At 30.2% G+C, this 17230-nt stretch carries 16 protein-coding genes; 11 read left to right on the forward strand and 5 right to left on the reverse strand.

The annotated features are described in order from the left end of the window. Window positions 1-21 precede the first annotated feature (21 nt). On the forward strand, window positions 22-915 hold the full coding sequence (locus BN1865_RS11065; RefSeq protein ID WP_050637299.1) for an ROK family protein: 894 nt from the start codon (window positions 22-24) through the stop codon (window positions 913-915). 43 nt (window positions 916-958) lie between these two features. On the opposite strand, the gene BN1865_RS11070 is transcribed toward BN1865_RS11065, so the two are convergent. Then, a complete protein-coding gene (locus BN1865_RS11070; protein ID WP_050637300.1) occupies window positions 959-2308 on the reverse strand; it encodes an ABC transporter ATP-binding protein in 1350 nt (449 codons plus the stop codon). Then, the gene (locus BN1865_RS11075) at window positions 2280-3605 is read right to left on the reverse strand and encodes an FtsX-like permease family protein (RefSeq protein WP_050637301.1); all 1326 of its coding nucleotides are present in this window, start codon (window positions 3603-3605) and stop codon (window positions 2280-2282) included. The genes BN1865_RS11070 and BN1865_RS11075 overlap by 29 nt, the downstream gene beginning before the upstream one ends. Window positions 3606-3970: 365 nt before the next feature. On the opposite strand from BN1865_RS11075, the gene BN1865_RS11080 reads away from it, so the two are divergent. The 3 genes from BN1865_RS11080 (at window position 3971) to BN1865_RS11090 (ending at window position 6976) form a co-directional block, all read left to right on the forward strand. Next, window positions 3971-4804 (forward strand): DegV family protein, encoded by an 834-nt coding sequence (locus BN1865_RS11080; RefSeq protein WP_050637302.1) that lies wholly within the window; start codon window positions 3971-3973, stop codon window positions 4802-4804. Window positions 4805-4937: 133 nt separating this feature from the next. Further along, window positions 4938-5945, forward strand: a complete 1008-nt coding sequence (locus BN1865_RS11085; protein ID WP_050637303.1) for a hypothetical protein — start codon at window positions 4938-4940, stop codon at window positions 5943-5945. 11 nt (window positions 5946-5956) lie between these two features. Beyond that, window positions 5957-6976 carry a hypothetical protein gene (locus BN1865_RS11090; protein ID WP_050637304.1) on the forward strand — a complete coding sequence of 340 codons (1020 nt, stop codon included), beginning with the start codon at window positions 5957-5959 and terminating at the stop codon, window positions 6974-6976. Between the two features lie 341 nt (window positions 6977-7317). Here BN1865_RS11090 and BN1865_RS11095 read toward each other — a convergent pair whose 3' ends face one another. Then, a complete protein-coding gene (locus BN1865_RS11095) occupies window positions 7318-8475 on the reverse strand; it encodes a CapA family protein (protein WP_050637305.1) in 1158 nt (385 codons plus the stop codon). Window positions 8476-8622: 147 nt separating this feature from the next. On the opposite strand from BN1865_RS11095, the gene BN1865_RS11100 reads away from it, so the two are divergent. Next, window positions 8623-10065 (forward strand): glycoside hydrolase family 1 protein, encoded by a 1443-nt coding sequence (locus BN1865_RS11100; protein WP_050637306.1) that lies wholly within the window; start codon window positions 8623-8625, stop codon window positions 10063-10065. A gap of 85 nt (window positions 10066-10150) precedes the next feature. Beyond that, window positions 10151-10573, forward strand: coding sequence for a GNAT family N-acetyltransferase (locus BN1865_RS11105; RefSeq protein ID WP_050637307.1), 423 nt, complete (start codon window positions 10151-10153; stop codon window positions 10571-10573). On the opposite strand, the gene BN1865_RS11110 is transcribed toward BN1865_RS11105, so the two are convergent. Both BN1865_RS11110 and BN1865_RS11115 read right to left on the reverse strand, forming a co-directional pair. After that, window positions 10570-11229 (reverse strand): SanA/YdcF family protein, encoded by a 660-nt coding sequence (locus tag BN1865_RS11110; protein WP_050637308.1) that lies wholly within the window; start codon window positions 11227-11229, stop codon window positions 10570-10572. The genes BN1865_RS11105 and BN1865_RS11110 overlap by 4 nt on opposite strands. Before the next feature lie 57 nt (window positions 11230-11286). After that, complete coding sequence (locus BN1865_RS11115; RefSeq protein WP_050637309.1) at window positions 11287-11940, reverse strand: HAD family hydrolase; 654 nt, start codon at window positions 11938-11940, stop codon at window positions 11287-11289. A gap of 138 nt (window positions 11941-12078) precedes the next feature. Here BN1865_RS11115 and prfA point away from each other — a divergent pair, with 138 nt between their 5' ends. The 5 genes from prfA to BN1865_RS11140 all read left to right on the forward strand — a co-directional run bounded on the left by prfA (window position 12079) and on the right by BN1865_RS11140 (window position 17199). Next, entirely contained in the window at window positions 12079-13155 is a 1077-nt protein-coding gene (prfA, locus tag BN1865_RS11120; protein ID WP_050637310.1) for a peptide chain release factor 1, read from the forward strand. Then, on the forward strand, window positions 13155-14012 hold the full coding sequence (gene prmC / locus BN1865_RS11125; protein WP_050637311.1) for a peptide chain release factor N(5)-glutamine methyltransferase: 858 nt from the start codon (window positions 13155-13157) through the stop codon (window positions 14010-14012). The genes prfA and prmC overlap by 1 nt, the downstream gene beginning before the upstream one ends. A 3-nt stretch (window positions 14013-14015) precedes the next feature. Further along, entirely contained in the window at window positions 14016-14513 is a 498-nt protein-coding gene (locus BN1865_RS11130; protein WP_050637312.1) for a GNAT family N-acetyltransferase, read from the forward strand. Window positions 14514-14590: 77 nt separating this feature from the next. Continuing rightward, window positions 14591-15259 carry a response regulator transcription factor gene (locus BN1865_RS11135; protein WP_050637313.1) on the forward strand — a complete coding sequence of 223 codons (669 nt, stop codon included), beginning with the start codon at window positions 14591-14593 and terminating at the stop codon, window positions 15257-15259. Further along, window positions 15256-17199 carry a HAMP domain-containing sensor histidine kinase gene (locus BN1865_RS11140; protein WP_050637314.1) on the forward strand — a complete coding sequence of 648 codons (1944 nt, stop codon included), beginning with the start codon at window positions 15256-15258 and terminating at the stop codon, window positions 17197-17199. The genes BN1865_RS11135 and BN1865_RS11140 overlap by 4 nt, the downstream gene beginning before the upstream one ends. Window positions 17200-17230 lie beyond the last annotated feature (31 nt).

A 17230-nucleotide genomic window follows, 5' to 3' on the forward strand; every position in this document is an offset into this window, starting at 1 on the left:
GAAAAAAAGGAGGTTGTCATTATGAATCATTTAGGAATTGATATTGGTGGAACATATATTAAATATGCATTGGTGAATCAAGATTTTTTAATTATTGATAAATGGAAGAAACCAACTCATCAATTTCTTACGAAAGATGAGTTCTATGATTATCTCTGTCAAGATATTGATGTCAAGGATATTGATTTTGTAGGAGTAAGTACAGCTGGTATTATTGATGCTGATTCAAATGTTTTATCTAAAGCAGCAGATACAATTTGTATTATGTTTCAAACAAATATTAATCAAGAGATTCAAAAGCGCTTATTTAGACCTGTCTATGCGATGAATGATGCCAGAGCAGCAGGATTATGTGAACTGAAATTTGGAAATGCCAAGGGAAGCAAGATAAGTGCTTATTTGATTATTGGAACTGGTGTAGGTGGATGTGTTTTTCATGGTGAAAAAGATTTTACGGGTATTGATCATTTAGCAGGCGAATTTTCTTTTTTACCATTTGCGATGAAAGATGGACAGATAATAAGTTTATCACATTATGCATCGATGTCTGCTTTAATTGAAATTTATAATAGTAAGGTTTCGTCAGATTGTTATTTACAATATGGTCAAGATATTTGTCATCTTTATTTAAAAGGAAATCAAACTGCTAGTGAGGCTATGGAGGAATGGTGTAGAAATATTATTTTTGCATTAAATACAATGGTTATCTGTTATAATCCAGAAATTATATGTATTGGTGGTGGAATTTCTGAAGAAGATTGGTTTATTAAAAAAATTCAAGATATGTTTGCAAGTTCTCTGCCTAAACGAGTGAAACATCTTATTACAACAAAAGTTGAACGTTGTGCTTATCATAATGACGCCAATATTTTAGGTGCTGTTGCTAATGCTTATCAGAATATAAAAGAAATATAATAAACCCCTTCAATTCTTTAATGAGTTGAAGGGGTTGTTTTTTCTATGGTATTTTTTTACCAGTTACACCGTTAACATTATCTGCTTTGTCATACTGTGTAAGATCTTTATGAGTTCTTTGGAAAAACTTTGTTCGTTCATAATCTTTAGGATATTTTTTATAAGCTTCTTCTATTTGACGTGGATCATCTATAGGAATATTAAACTGATGGAATAATTGAATAATTTGAATGAAATCATCTTTATTTTTCGCTTTAAAAAGATAAGTTCCTTCTGATGAATCCATATCAACAATAGGGTAGAAAATAAATTGACTAAATAGACCAAAGTTAACAAATTGAGCTTTTAGATTTAAGTGAATTTGACGAATAGAAGTTAAATCAAATTCTATTTCATCATTATTCTGATTCATATAACGAATATGTGTTCCATCAATATGAAAGAGAGTATTTCTTTTCGCAATTTGTTCATCATATGGTTGTCCATCAATAACCATATAAACATTTTGTCTAGAGACAAAGGCTTTTTCTTTATTGACTATTTTTATCGCTTCTATCTCTTTGTCTTGTTCTACTTTAACTTCTTCGATCTTTTCAGAGGTATCTTCTTTATCTTCAGAAAACTCTTTTAAAATACTATCTTGAGTTGTAATTTCATTGATTTTTTTAAAGAAGTCCATCTGTGAACCATGGTGTTTATAAATAACTGATTGAATGCCACCGTCATAAAGATACATCATTTTTTTAGCATAACTTGCAATCATTGCATCATGTGTCACTAATAGGATTGTTGTTCCTTGATTGTTTAATTCTGATAATAATTTTAAGACACGATGAGAGTTCTTAGAATCAAGGTTTCCAGTAGGTTCATCACAAAATATAATTTTTGGATTATTGATTAATGCTCTTGCAATAGCAGCTCTTTGACATTCTCCACCAGAACATTCACCTGGGAATTTATCTAACAACTTATCAATATCAAGCGTTTTAGCAATTTCTAAGACTTTTTCTTTAATTTTTTTGTTATCTACATGAGCTAATAAAATAGGTGCAGCAATGTTATCAAAAAGTGATAAATAAGGAATTAAATTATGGTTCTGAAAGATAAAACCAAGATAGTCATAACGGAATTGACATAATTGTTCTTTATTAAGAGAAGTGATATCAGTATCCATGATTTTTATACTTCCTAAAGAAATTTTATCAAGAGTTGATAAACAGTTAAGCAAAGTACTTTTACCAGAACCAGAAGGCCCCATGACGCATGTAAAGTCACCTTCTTCTAATTGAAAATTAACATTATTTAAAGCATAGTAATTCTTGCCTCTTTTTAGAAAAATATCAGGATCATAAATTTTTGAAATATTACTGGCCTCTATTAAGATATTTGACATTTTGTGTAACCTCCTTTAAAGATTGACTTTCTTGTACGCAAGTATAAATAAATAATAGACTATTTACAATGAAATAAACGCTCATCATAATCATAATGACATTAAAAGATAATAAACTTTCCTGATATGCACGATAGAACAACTCACTCATAAAGAGCAATGGAATCACAAAGACAAGAATTAAAAAGAGCGTATTTTTTATAAGGGCTATATGATTTAATAGTGTTGAACGATAACCAATGGCATGAAAAGCAGCGAGTGTTGATTGCCTTTGGGAAATATAAATTGAGAATCTTAATAAGAAACATAAAGCAATCATAATAATCATCATGATAAAACATGGAACAATAATCGATTGAACAGCACTTTGAGTTGCTCCAAAGAAGATTAAGAAAACTAAAATAGGTAATATTAACATATTTAATGCTGCTAAAGTTAACATGATTGTTGAAAATTCATTAAAACTAGAAAGACCATTCATCAATATTGGATGCTTTAATAAATAATGATGAAATAAATCATAAAACAAAGGAATAACTGACATGACAAGCATAAATATTCCAGATAATGCAAAGGTAAAAGCCATTAATAACTCTGTTATAGATAAATGAAATTGAGTGAGTTTGAATAGTGAATCAACTGTTAAATAAAGAGCAACTAAACTCAATATAATACTCGCCCATGGCATTTTTCTTTTAGATGATACAGCACTTGCTTTAATAATATAAACAGGTTTATTCGAGATTGTTTTTTGTGAAAGATGTTTTGCTAAATCAGTATCAAGACTAACAAATTGATGAGCAGAAATAGCTAAGATTACAATCAACGTAAACAACATATACCAGAAAATTAAGAAACAGACATTTACAACAGAATAATTTAATAAAACATAATGACTTTGCATTTGTAAAAGCATATTAATGAGATACATAAGACCATTTCCAATAATAATTGCTAATAAATTTGCTATAAACATTAAAATAACAAACTGAATAAGCAAATACCATAGTAAATCCTTTGGCTTTCTACCAGCGAGTAATAAAATAGAAAACTCCTGTTGCTTATTTGCAATAAAATATTTTGTTGCAAACACGCACAACATCAATGCAACCAACGATGCCAAAGCTGGAATACCATGCAGTGATGAACGAACCTGCCAATGAAAATTCATTTTCGTAAAAGCATCATACATTGCCAGAAAAGTAAATTCAAATGATGCTAGAAAAGTGAGAATCACCAATAGTAAGTGATATTCTTTCTTTTGGTTTTTATAAATCCTTTGGATAAATGTTAACATAATGTTCACCTCTTCTTTAAGTATATATGCATGAATAAATTTCACAAGTCTTCTGGCATAAACAACACAAATATGACATCACTGACTTATCTTTCTTGTGAATTTTTTATCTACATATATAATAACACAGAATAAAAATAATTTAAATAATAAAGTGATATTTCAGAAAAATAATTGTCAAATATTGTTTTTCTATAAATAAGTATAAGAGTTTATTCTTACTTATTGGTGACAGTTTTATATTTTTTTGAATATTAGAAACAAGTATCTCTACTCTATGTAGTAATCAAAACCATATTAATATTGACATTATTCAACAGATTTGGTAACGTATACATAAGAGGAAGAATACGAGGAGATAGACAATGAAGATTATTACAGACACAGGTTCACTATACTCGCCTGAAGAAGGAAGAAAAATAGGTATTGATGTATTACCACTTAATGTGATGGTAGATCATAAAAATTATCAGGAATATGTAGATATTCAAAGTTCAGAATTTATTGAAATTGTTAAACAGGGACATGTACCAACATCATCTCAACCTGCTATAGGTGTGACAATGGAGACTTTTGAAAAGTATCCAGATGAAGAGATTTTGGTTATCAATATGGCTGATGGTTTATCTGGAACATATCAAAGTACATTAGGTGCAAAAGAAAGTATAGACAATAATGAGAATATACATGTTATTAATTCAATGACATTATGTGGACCAGAAAGATACCTTGTTGAAAAGGCAGTGCAATTAAAAGATGAAGGATTATCACTAGATCATATCATGAAAGAACTACATAAAAGTATTGCTGCTGAAAAATCATTTTTAATTCCACAAGATTTTGGCTTTCTAAAACGTGGTGGACGTTTAACACCTTTGGCTGCAACAGTTGGAGGTATGTTAAAAATCACACCAATTATGACTACAACCAAAGATGCAAAACGATTAGAAAAATTTGCAATGAAAAAAACATTTAAAAGTGCAATTAAAGAAATCATTAAAGCTTTTCAGGAAATGGGTGTTAATGAGGACTATAAGATTTATGTGACTCATGCTGGTGTATTGGAACAGGCTCAAGCAGCAATGGCACAAATTCAGGAAGCATTTATGAATACAGTGATTGAACTTTATGAATTATCTCCAGCTTTTATTACTCAAGGCGGACCTGGTTGTATAGCAATTCAGACAATTAGAAAATAATTATTGACCTTGTCAAAAGCAAGGTCTTTTTTTTCAAAAAATGAAATTCCTCCTCTACAGGATATGATAATTATTTTAGAAGGGTATGTTTATAATAAATATATAAACATCATATAAAGAGGAGGATAAGAAAATGGATAATGTGATGAGTGTTAAAGAACGTTTTAAGAAGTTATATCCTCAAGAAGCTCAAGCTTTTGAAAATGCCAAGAGTGATGAGGAATTAACAGCATTAAAAAATCAATTTCTTTTAGAAGCAAAGCAAAGACTTATTCAAGAAATTGAGAAAACTGATTTAAAAAACACAGTTGATCTTGAAGCTTTAAAAGGTACTGATGAAACGGTGGCAGTAGCCATTACTGAAAGTGTGTACAAAACCTTGATCAATGCCAGAGGAGATCAAATTGAAACAGAGTTGATAAAGTTCTTTGATACAGTGGAAAGATTAAAGGATATGGGAACACAAGATGCTGAGGTTTTGACTTATGCAATGGTCAATGGTGGGATTGCTGCACTTGGAATAGCAATGGTGACTGATTTGATACTTAATCTTTTACAAGGATTAGGCTTAGCTGAAGCAATCTTTACAGCTGTTGTTTCACTAGGAACTACGGTTGTTGGGGCAATTGTTGATATTATTGTTTTGTGTATTATTCCAATCTTTTATTTTATGGCTAAACCGGCTGCTTGTATTTTTATGATTATTAATGAATTAGAAACAAATCTTGTAATTGATGAAGAAAAAGTAGTTCATGGTAAGGTCAATGTCAAAACAAGAGAAATTGCAGCTTCATTGAAAATTATTCATACAACCAGATCAGGAGGAATTTGGTCTACTCAAAAAAAAGATGCGGCTCTTATTGGAACGCAATATGGTGTTGTGCTTAGACAAGCAAAAGGTATCAGTGGAGTTGAACCAGACAACACAAAATTTGCAGTAGGGGTTGAATGTCCACTTGCTTCTGGAAATAATTCATGTGCTGTAGGAATTAATAAAACAGCTTCTCAGATTGCTGATGAAGTAGATGATCACCGTCGTCAATCTGTATCTGTATCTGATGGGAAATATGGAATAGAGATGCACTGTAATAGTGGCAGTGGTTCATTAGCATATTATATTTGTCGTATTTATAAATGTTAGGAGGAATGAATATGGATAATCAACTCAATAATGATCTTCTTCAAATAAAAAAGAAGTTTGAAGAGATGTTTCCAAACTATGCTTCAAGATTAGAAGCAGCTACACAACAAATGAATAATGAAACATTGGAAGATACTTTAAAAGTAGAAGCAGATATTGAAGCTATTCAAAAAGAAATGATTGATAGAATTGTAAGTGATGTTAAGAAAGTATCCAATAATGATATAACAGAAGGTTTTGCTATACAACTAAGCCTTGATAAATATAATGATTTAATTAATGCTAAAGGTGATTCTATTGAAACCCAACTATTACGTCTTATGGATAGCTTAGAAAGATTAAAAGATATTGATAAAAGTGATTCAGAAGCTATCACAGCAACGATTTTAGGGGGTGGTCTATCAGCCATTACAGCTGCTGGGATTACTTATTTTGCACATTGTATTACAGCACAAGAAGTCTTATTACCAGCTGCTTTTGGAGCTGTTGAGTTTTGTACACCAGCTGTTATTGTTGGTGCAGTTGCCATAGCAATTGTTCTTATCATTATTCCATTGATTTATTTTGCGAATAAACCGGCAGCTTGTATCCTTTTGGTTATTAATGAGTTGCGTCAAGATTTAATTTTTAAAGATGATAAATGTGTCCATGGTAAGATAATGGAAACAACAAAACATATTCCTAAAATAACCGAAACAAACACGTTAGGAACATTTTATTCAGCAGGCTTTTTTGCCTCACAAAAAAAAGATGCTGCACTTATTGGCACACAATATGGATTAACTTTAGTACAGGCTGATATTGATAAAATTACTTTTAATTTTGGTGTTAATTGTCCACTTGCCGATGGAAAAAACAATTGTGCTGTAGGTTGCAATCAAACCTCTCAAAGCATCAGCGAAGATGCGGTTTTATATCAAAAACAAGAATATAAGCATGTTCAAGACGGATATGAGATAGATATAAAATGTAATAGTGCAAAAGGTTCTGTTGCTTATTATATTGCTAGAGTGAGATATGCTCGACAATAAAAAGACTTCTAAATAAGCCCCTCTTGTTCAATATTTGAGCAAGAAGGGGCTTTTTAATCTATTGAAAATTTGAATTATAAGATAGATAAAGAAAAAATGACTTTTGTTGATTATAAATTTTTTAGATTTATCATATACATCAGATTATAAGAGCATCCAGATATAGAGGGTTAATCATCTCTAATAAGTTGAAAAAATGATGATGTTCATAAATAGAAAATTAAGAAAGAAATAATTCCAAATATTAACTTTAATACTACAAAAATATATAATATGTAGTAGCAAAGTAAAGTAATAAAATGAAATAATGAATGAATGTACAAATCTTAGTAGGCATCATGTCATATTTTGAGAATAATTTGATTTTGTAGTTTTTGTGGAATGAGTTTTTGATATGTTTTTTCAATCCATTTTTTTGTAAAACCATTTTTATAGTGATAATGTGATTTTTCAAATTCCTCAGTATATTGGTTATAAGGAATAAGTTTAAAATTCTTTAATTTACTATCGTAATAATTGATAATAGGTACATAATCAATATTTTGAATAGATATCTGGTTATCCTCTTTAACAACATCAAGTGTAACCATCATAGAAACATTATAAGCATTTTTGAATTCCTGATTGGTACGATCAACGACATGGTCAGCAGAAATAAAATTCCCTAAAGAATACATACATAATGTTTTATTATTATTGATCCATTCCATTGTTTGTGAACAATGAGGATGATTACCGATAATAATATCTACACCTAAATCACTTATAAACTGAGAGACTTCTTTTTGTTGTTTAGAAATTTGATAAGTGAATTCAGTTCCCCAATGCATCATAGCAATCAATACATCACAGTTTTGGCGTGTTTCTTCTATTTCTTTTTTAAGAATAGCTTTATATTCAGATGTGAATTTTCTATCACTTGGTCGATTAAATAATCCCACTTTAGATTGATTTTTTTCACTCACGATTTGATTTGTTGCATATGTATAAGAAACATAGCCGAAACGAATACCATTAATTGTTTGATATTTACCTTGTTGACGTTCTTTTTGATTATGATATGTTCCAACTGCTAAAATATTTTTTTCTTGTAAGAAATCCAAAGTATTATCAATTCCTTGATTGCCTCTATCATTCGCATGATTATTAGCAGTTGATACAACTTCCAAACCCAATGATGCGACTTGTTCACCAATTTCACGTGATGCATTAAAAGAGTAACCAATACCTGATGTTTTTAATTCAGTTCCACCGATAGGTGTCTCTAAATTTGCAATTGATAAATCATCTTTTTGAAAAATAGGTCTAACAAGATCATAATATCCTTTATCTTGAGAATCTTTTTCAATCCAATCATAGTAAGGTTGTTCATATAATAAATCACCAACAAAAGTACAATGAACATTTTGAATTGCTGATTGTGATGTAACTGGCTCTTTTTTTGTCTGACAAGCAGTTAAAAACAAGAGAGTACATAAACATAATTTTATTTTTTTCATAAGTATCACCTATTTCATTGTAGAATAAAGTCGAAAAGAAAACAACATTTTTAAAATATGAAAATGACTTTCATCTTCTGAAAAATATGATATAAAAAAGAATTTTGTCTTTATAATAAGAGAGAATTAAAAAGGAGGAAGAAAAAGATGAGTTTTCCAAAAGGATTTTATTGGGGTGGCGCAACTGCTGCTAATCAATTAGAAGGTGGCTGGCAAGAAGGTGGTAAAGGTATCTCTTGTCCAGATGTTTGTACTGGTGGAACTGCTACAACAAGTAAAAGAATTACACCTGTTTTAGAAGAAGGAACTTTTTATCCATCACATGATGCAATTGATCATTATCATCGTTATAAAGAGGATATTGCTTTATTTGCTGAAATGGGATTTAAGATGTATCGTTTCTCTATTGCATGGACAAGAATTTTCCCAAATGGTGATGAAAGTGAACCTAATGAAGCAGGATTAAAATTTTATGAAGATTTAATTGATGAATGTTTAAAATATAATATTGAACCATTAATTACGATTTCTCACTATGAAGTACCTTTTAACTTAACAAAAAAATGGAATTCATGGGCTGATAGAAGAATGATTGATTGTTATTTAAACTTCTGTAAAGCTATTTTTACACGTTATAAAGGAAAAGTAAAATATTGGTTAACATTTAATGAAATTAATAGTGCAACTGCAAAAATGGGAGCATTCTTATCACAAGGAATTTTAAATGAAATTAAACCAATGGAGTTTATGGACCAAGTTGATGTTGCAAATAATCGTTTCCAAGGGTTACATCATCAATTTGTTGCAAGTGCAAAAGCTGTTAAAATGGCACATGAAATTGATCCAAATTATCAAGTAGGATGTATGCAAATTATGGCAACAAGTTATGGATTAACTTGTAATCCGGCTGATCAAATTGCTAATCAACAACAAAATCATTTAATGAATTGGTTCTGTAGTGATGTACAATGCCGTGGAAAATATCCAGCATATATGGATAGATATTTTAAAGAGAATAATATTACAGTTAATAAAGAACCAGGTGATGATGAAATTTTAGCTGCTGGTCCGGTTGATTTTTATACATGTTCTTATTATATGTCAAATTGTCAGACTGCTGATCCTGAAAAACAAAAAGCAGGAAAAGGAAATATTTTAGGTGGGGTTCCTAATCCTTATTTAAAAGCAAGTGATTGGGGATGGCAAATTGATCCAGAAGGATTACGCTATTCATTAAATGAAATTTATGATCGTTATCAACTTCCTATTTTTGTTGTGGAAAATGGATTAGGTGCTTATGATAAAATTGATGAAGATGGTAAAGTCAGAGATGATTATCGTGTTGATTATTTAAGAAGTCATATTCAACAAATGCATGAAGCAGTATTAGATGGTGTTGATTTAAGAGGATATACACCTTGGGGATGTATTGATTTAGTTTCTGCTTCTACTGGTGAAATGGCAAAACGTTATGGTTTCATTTTTGTTGAAAGATATGATGATGGTACAGGTGATTTTGCAAGAAGAAGAAAAGAATCTTTTTATTGGTATAAAAAAGTCATTGAAACAAATGGTGAAGATTTAGGGTAGATGATTCTATCCTTTTTCTTTTCAAATTTTGTTGAATAACTATCTGTTTTGAACAAAATCAGTATAATAGAAGTGAGGTGAAAATATGATTCAAGAAGCAAAGAAAGAAGATTTAGAAGCAGTTTATTCTTTAATATGTGAGTTAGAACAAGAAAAGATAAATCCAAAACATTTTCAAGAAGTCTATAATCAAGGATTAGAGAGTCCTTATGTTGAATTTTATGTTTATTGTCATGAAGGGAAAGTGATTGGTTTTATAAGTTTGTATATTCATCAATATTTACATCATCATGGCAATACAGGAGAGATTGTTGAATTGGTTGTGACACCTGAATATCGTGGCTTAAGAGTTGGTGATCGTTTATTGTGTCATGTTGAAAAAATAGCTAAAGAAAAAGGGTTAGTTGAGCTGGAACTTTCAACATCAACGTACAGAAAAAAAGCCCATCGCTTCTATGAAGCACATGGGTATTTGAAAAATCATTACAACTATACAAAAAATATTTAAAAGGCAACATCATTCGTATCGTCTCCATTTCCATTGACTGGAAATGCATCACCAAGATATGTAGGTTCGGGTTTAAAAATACATGTTAGAAAATCTTTGCAACGTGCAGCGACTTCGCGTACATCACGCATAGCCTGTCCTGAGTAATCACGTGGGTTAGAAGATACTCCCACTGCTTCAATACCCAATTGATTGGCTATGTATAAAGCTCTATAAAGGTGATAGTCCTGTGTGACAATAATCACCTTTTTTGCTTGAAAAATTTCTTTTGCTCGATAAAGACTTTCATATGTCGAAAAGCCAGCATGATCCATAAAGATATCATTAGAAGGAATACCTTTATCTATTGCAAACTGTTTCATCACACCAACTTCATTATAGTCATCTTTTCCATGATCACCACTCATAATTATTTTAGGTGCTTTTTTATCCTGGTAAAGAGATATTGCCTGTTCAAGTCTATCATTTAACATAGGTGTTGGTTTGCCATTACGAATACCTGCTCCTAGTACCAAAATACAATCAGCATCCTTGATATCACTACTGAATTGTTTTTGGGTTGAATGACACATATAAAAATTAATACCTGCAATACTTATAACTCCAATCAAGATAAGAATACCTATAATAATAAAACTTTTTTTTATAAAATTCATGATCATCACCTCTTTACTATCATAATATAATAATCATGTGTATATCTTAAGAATTTCTTAATTTGATTGTTTTAAAAAATCTATAACATTATCTAATGAATGAAATATTTGACTTGTCATTTGAACAAATGCGGGTTCTGGATATTTCATGTCAGGAATACAAATAACAGGAATTTGAGCAGTATGTGCTGCTTCAATTCCAGCTTCACTATCTTCTAAAACAATTGCCTCTGATGGAACAATATTGATCTTTTCACAAGCTTTTAAAAAGACTTCAGGATGAGGTTTACCATGTGTCACTTCATCACCACAAATAGAATTATCGAAATATTTATACACATCTGCCATAGTCAATAAACGTTCCATTCTATGTCTTGTACTAGATGTAGCAACTATTGTCTTATAATCATTGTCTTTAAGATATGTTAATAATTCAACCAATCCTTGTTTTAAAGGAACACCTTCTTTTATAAAAATATCATCCATAAGCATATGAACATCATTTAAAACCTGATCCATTGGAAAATCATTTCCATATTCATCAAACATTAATTGATAGGCAGTAGGGAGAGTCTTACCTAATAATGTTTTATAAAAATCTTCTGACATTGAAAGACCCATCTTGGCTAATATTTTGACATAACAAACATATGTCACTCTTTCACTATCAATCATTAAACCATCCATATCAAATATTACTGCTTTTATCATTTTGTTATCCTCCATTATATAAACGTAGTATAAAAAAACAATCAATTTGTGTCAATGAAAAAACAAAGAATATATCAATATTATTTTGCTTATTTTAAGAGTTTATATTATAATGGAAAAGGTTTGGAGGTTAGATATATGAATAATATGATAGAAAGATTGGAAACAATTGCAAGAAGATATGAAGAATTAAATGAAATCTTAATGGATCCTAGCATTGCTAGTGATATTAATAAGATGACAGAAGCATCTAAAGAACAGGCAACACTTGAAACTGCTTATCATTTATATCAAGAATATAAGAAAGTATTAAGTGGAATTGAAGAAGCAAAAGAATTATTAAAAGAAAGTGATCCAGAAATTCAGGAAATGGCGGAATTAGAGTTAAGTGAGTTAGAAGAAAAGAAACCTCAAATTGAAGAAAAACTCCATTTAGAATTGATTCCAAAGGATCCAAATGATAATAAGAATGTTATTGTGGAAGTGCGTGGTGCTGCTGGTGGTGATGAAGGAAATATTTTTGCAGGTGATTTATATAGAATGTATGTGAAATATGCTGAATCACAAGGCTGGAAAGTAGAAATTATGGAAGCTCAAGAATCAGATGCAGGGGGATATTCATTAATTTCTTTTATGGTTAAAGGTGAAGGGGCTTATTCAAGATTGAAATTTGAATCAGGTTCTCATCGTGTTCAACGTGTTCCTAAGACAGAAACACAAGGACGTATCCATACGTCTACAGCTACAGTTCTTGTTATGCCTGAAGCTGAAGAAGTTGATTTTCATTTAGATCCTGGTGATTTAAGAATTGATACATATCGTGCATCAGGTGCAGGTGGACAGCATATTAATAAAACAGATTCTGCTGTTCGTATTACCCATCTTCCAACAGGAACAGTGACGACTTCTCAAGATGGACGTAGCCAGCATGATAATAAAGATAAAGCGATGCGAGCAATGCGTTCAAAACTTTATGAAATGAAACTTCGCGAACAAGAAGAAGCATTAGGAAGTGAAAGACGTAGTAAAATTGGAAGTGGTGATCGTAGTGAGAAAATTAGAACTTATAATTATCCACAAAATCGTGTCACTGATCATCGCATTGGTTTAACAATTCAGCAGTTGGATCGTATTATGGAAGGTAAGTTAGATGATATTATTGAAGCTTTGATGAATGAGGAACAAAGATTAAAGCTAGCAGGAGAAAATGATTAATGACAATAAGAGAGTTAATTCGTCAAAGTGAAGCTATGCTAGATGAAAAAGATAAAGATTGCAATGTAGCAAAAGTATTATTTTATCATCTTGCTAATACAGAACCTCATCAATTATATTTAATGATGGATGAGGAAGTTGATCAAGATCTTTTAAAAGAATTTCAGGCTGGTATGAAAAGATATATGGATGGAGAACCTATTCAATATGTAAAAGGGAAAGAAACATTTTTTTCCAGAGATTTTATTGTCAATGAAAATGTTTTGATTCCGCGTTATGAAACGGAAGAACTGGTAGAAAATATTTTATATAAGATAGATGATTATTTTGATGCATATGAAAAGATTGATTTATGTGATATTGGTACTGGTTCAGGAGCAATTGCCATTTCTTTAGCTTTAGAAGAAAAGCGCTTGAATGTTGTAGCAACGGATATCAGTCATGAAGCGTTAGAAGTCGCTAAATTAAATGCTGAAGCCTTAAATGCCAATGTCCAATTTTTTCAGGGAGATATGTTAGCACCTTTAATTGAAAGAGACATGAAGGTTGATATTTTTGTATCAAATCCACCTTATATTCCATCACAGCAGGATATTGAAAGTGTTGTCAAAGATAATGAACCACATGTTGCTTTATTTGGTGGTCAAGATGGTTTGTATTTCTATCGTAAGATTTTTTCTCAGGTTAAAACAATTTTAAATAAAAGAGCTTTATTAGCTTTTGAAATGGGATTTGATCAACGTGAATTGATGCAAGAAGCAGTAGAGTCTTATTTTCCAGATACTCCTTATGAAATTATCAAAGATATCAATGGAAAAGATCGCATGTTATTTATTTACTATCATTTAAAAGGATAGATTATGATTTTAGAAACAGAAAGATTATATTTAAGACAATTACAACTTGATGATGCAAAACGAATGAGTGAATATCGTAATAAACCTGAAGTTGCTCAATATCAATCATGGGAAACATATTCACCAGATGATGCTTTAAGACGAATTGGACAATGTTTATTAATTAAATCATTGAATCAGCCTAAAACTGATTATCATATAGCTATTGTTCATAAAGCTGATGATTTATTGATTGGCGATTTATTTGTAGAGGTTTTAAATGCGAAAGTTTTTGTTTTAGGATATACTTTAGATAGTCTTTATTGGTCAAAAGGATATGCTAGTGAAATAGTAGAAGCATTTTGTCATTATATGAAAGAAGAATTTCATTTTAAAAAAGTGATTTGTTATGTTTATTATGATAATGTTCGTTCTAAAAAGTTACTTAGAAAACTTCATTTTGTAAAATTTGATGAATCATATTATTATAATGATGAAGGATATGTTAAAAAACTAAGGTGATTTCATGTGAAATCATCTTTTTTCATATCTTTTTCACAAATTTATATTATAATGAGAAATGAAATGAGGTGTGAGACATGAGAGTTTTATTGGTAGAGGACGAAAAGTTAATTCGTGTCTTTATTGTTGAATATTTTAATAAACAAAATGCTGAAGTTGTTGAGGCAAGTGATGGGTATGAAGCACTTTCTTTGTTAGATGATGCTTTTGATATTGTTTTGCTTGATATTATGATGCCAGGTATTGATGGGTATGAAGTTTGTAAATTGATTAGACAAAAAAGTGATGTACCTATTTTATTTATTAGTGCTTTAAGTGAAGATGATAATAAATTAAAAGGCTATGCTTTAGGAGCAGATGATTTTATATCAAAACCTTTTACACCTTCTTTATTATATGCTAAATGTAATGCTTTACTTAAACGGGTTAAGAAAGAGAATAATGCAATAGATGAAGGGATTATTCATATAGATGAAGATACGCATGAGGTGTTTATTAATCAAGAAAGTGTTCAATTATCTCATAAAGAATATACCATGCTTATTTATTTTATTAAAAATAAAAGAAAAATATTATCAAGAGATCAATTGTTAGATCATATTTGGGGTTATGATTATTATGGTGATCAGCGAATTGTGGATACATATGTGAAGAAACTCAGAAAGAAAATATTAGATGCTGCTCCTTATATTCAAACAGTTGTTAAAATTGGATATATGTTTGATCCTAAGGAGAGTAAGTCATGAAAAAACTGAATTTCAGTTTAATTTTAAAAATAACAGGTGTTGTTTTTATTGCATTTGCTATTGTGTTAGGAAATGAAATCCGTTTAGGGATAGATCGATATATTAAAAATACATTGGATACTGATGCTGAAGCAACAATTCGAAATCTTGATAAGTTTTCTAAATCCTATGTTGAATCAGCAGCTGTCAATAGTGTTGACTTTCAATCATCTAAGTTTCAGCGTATATACCGCAGAGCATTATCAGGTGACTCAACAAAGGTCAAATGTTTAGTAGATAAGCAAGGAAAAATATTAGATATTTCTCGTGATGGTGCGAATCGTCCAACAATTTGTCTAATTATATCTGGTTATCAAGGGACACAAAGTTGGCCAGCCTATTTTAATTTGCAGTCAATGGATGAAACAAGTTTGAATATTTTGGAAAGTGAGCTAAAGGATCATCAAAATGAACAAAATAATGTGGAATTGAAAGGTGTTGTTTCTAAAAAGAGTGATACAGATAATGAATATATTCAAGTGGATATAAAATCATTTGTTTTAAATGGTAAAGAAATTTATTCTGGTAAAGTCAAAGGAAAAGTTGAAGATATTTCTGGGTATGTGAGTTCATATATTAATAAAAATATTGAAATTGTTTTTTCTACATCTGTGAATGAAACATTAAAATCTTCATCAATTACAATTACAGCAACAGATTCATCTCAAATTCAAACACAAACATTGGTATTAGATTATCAAAATGCTATGGATGGTTTAGAACAAGAGATTGCGAATCGTTTTCAAAAATTTAAGTCATCTGGAAAACCAATCACTTCTAGTAATTATGCAAATGCTATGCTTTTAAATCCTTATGAATATAATGGAAGATATTATTCAACTGTTATGATTCGTTTGGAAGACTGGAGTTTAATTGGGGATAATGAAATAAGTATTGATTATAATGATGAAGAATCATTGAATATGGTAACTGCTGGTTATCTCTTTGTCACACAAGAGTATGAAGATTTATCAATGAAAACACTAAAACAATTTATGTATGATAATTCATCAACCTATTTTTTAGCGTTTATATTGATTATTTTGATATGTTTGTCAATTGCTTATATGATTGTTAAACCGATTCGACGCATTGAAACAACTGCAAAGCATATTGCACATAAAGAATTTGATTATCCAATTGATATGACACGGCATGATGAATTAGGCGATTTGGCAAGAAGTATTGATCAGATGAGTAAAGAACTTGAAAAAACAATCAATAGTTTACATCAGGAAATTGAACGGGTCCAGAAACTTGAAGAAGTTCGAAAAGAATTTGTTTCTAATTTTACACATGAAATTAAAACCCCACTTGGTATCATTAATGGATTTAGTGAACTGGTAGAATTAGAACAAGATGAAAAGAAACGAAATGAATACATTGGAATTATTCAAAATGAAACAAAACGTATTAATGAATTGGTTCTTGCAATGTTAGATTTATCAAAATTAGAATCACAAAATATTGCTTTAGATTTTGAAGAAATTGATTTATTAGATATTGTAGATGAATCATTAGATTCAATGATGCACTTATTTGAAAAGAAATCTATTCATGTTCATACATCATTAGATTCTTCAGTTATTACAGCTGATCGTTTTAAAATGGAAATGGTTGTTTATAATTTTATAAGTAATGCATTAAGATATACTGAACCTGGTCAAAATGTATATATTCATTTAGATGAGCATTGTTTTGAAGTAGAAAATGATGGAGATCCAATTCCAAATGAAGATATGGAAAAGATTTGGTTAACATTCCATAAGGTTGATAAAGCTAGAAATGCTGAAGGAACAGGATTAGGACTAGCCATTTGTAAAGCTATTTTAGATTTACATCACTTTGAATATGGTGTCAAAAATACTGAAAAAGGAGTTCTCTTTTACTTTAAGTACTAAGGGGTAACTCCTTTTTTCCATATTTTACCAG

It is taken from the genome of Candidatus Stoquefichus sp. SB1 (assembly GCF_001244545.1).
Taxonomy (GTDB): Bacteria; Bacillota_I; Bacilli_A; order Erysipelotrichales; family Coprobacillaceae; genus Stoquefichus.

What these genes read in the sequence shown, in the direction of transcription:
- BN1865_RS11065 (WP_050637299.1), top strand. Translation starts at nt 22, where the DNA reads ATGAATCATTTAGGAATTGATATTGGTGGAACATATATTAAATATGCA.
- BN1865_RS11070 (WP_050637300.1), bottom strand. Translation starts at nt 2,308, where the DNA reads ATGTCAAATATCTTAATAGAGGCCAGTAATATTTCAAAAATTTATGAT.
- BN1865_RS11075 (WP_050637301.1), bottom strand. Translation starts at nt 3,605, where the DNA reads ATGTTAACATTTATCCAAAGGATTTATAAAAACCAAAAGAAAGAATAT.
- BN1865_RS11080 (WP_050637302.1), top strand. Translation starts at nt 3,971, where the DNA reads ATGAAGATTATTACAGACACAGGTTCACTATACTCGCCTGAAGAAGGA.
- BN1865_RS11085 (WP_050637303.1), top strand. Translation starts at nt 4,938, where the DNA reads ATGGATAATGTGATGAGTGTTAAAGAACGTTTTAAGAAGTTATATCCT.
- BN1865_RS11090 (WP_050637304.1), top strand. Translation starts at nt 5,957, where the DNA reads ATGGATAATCAACTCAATAATGATCTTCTTCAAATAAAAAAGAAGTTT.
- BN1865_RS11095 (WP_050637305.1), bottom strand. Translation starts at nt 8,475, where the DNA reads ATGAAAAAAATAAAATTATGTTTATGTACTCTCTTGTTTTTAACTGCT.
- BN1865_RS11100 (WP_050637306.1), top strand. Translation starts at nt 8,623, where the DNA reads ATGAGTTTTCCAAAAGGATTTTATTGGGGTGGCGCAACTGCTGCTAAT.
- BN1865_RS11105 (WP_050637307.1), top strand. Translation starts at nt 10,151, where the DNA reads ATGATTCAAGAAGCAAAGAAAGAAGATTTAGAAGCAGTTTATTCTTTA.
- BN1865_RS11110 (WP_050637308.1), bottom strand. Translation starts at nt 11,229, where the DNA reads ATGAATTTTATAAAAAAAAGTTTTATTATTATAGGTATTCTTATCTTG.
- BN1865_RS11115 (WP_050637309.1), bottom strand. Translation starts at nt 11,940, where the DNA reads ATGATAAAAGCAGTAATATTTGATATGGATGGTTTAATGATTGATAGT.
- prfA (WP_050637310.1), top strand. Translation starts at nt 12,079, where the DNA reads ATGAATAATATGATAGAAAGATTGGAAACAATTGCAAGAAGATATGAA.
- prmC (WP_050637311.1), top strand. Translation starts at nt 13,155, where the DNA reads ATGACAATAAGAGAGTTAATTCGTCAAAGTGAAGCTATGCTAGATGAA.
- BN1865_RS11130 (WP_050637312.1), top strand. Translation starts at nt 14,016, where the DNA reads ATGATTTTAGAAACAGAAAGATTATATTTAAGACAATTACAACTTGAT.
- BN1865_RS11135 (WP_050637313.1), top strand. Translation starts at nt 14,591, where the DNA reads ATGAGAGTTTTATTGGTAGAGGACGAAAAGTTAATTCGTGTCTTTATT.
- BN1865_RS11140 (WP_050637314.1), top strand. Translation starts at nt 15,256, where the DNA reads ATGAAAAAACTGAATTTCAGTTTAATTTTAAAAATAACAGGTGTTGTT.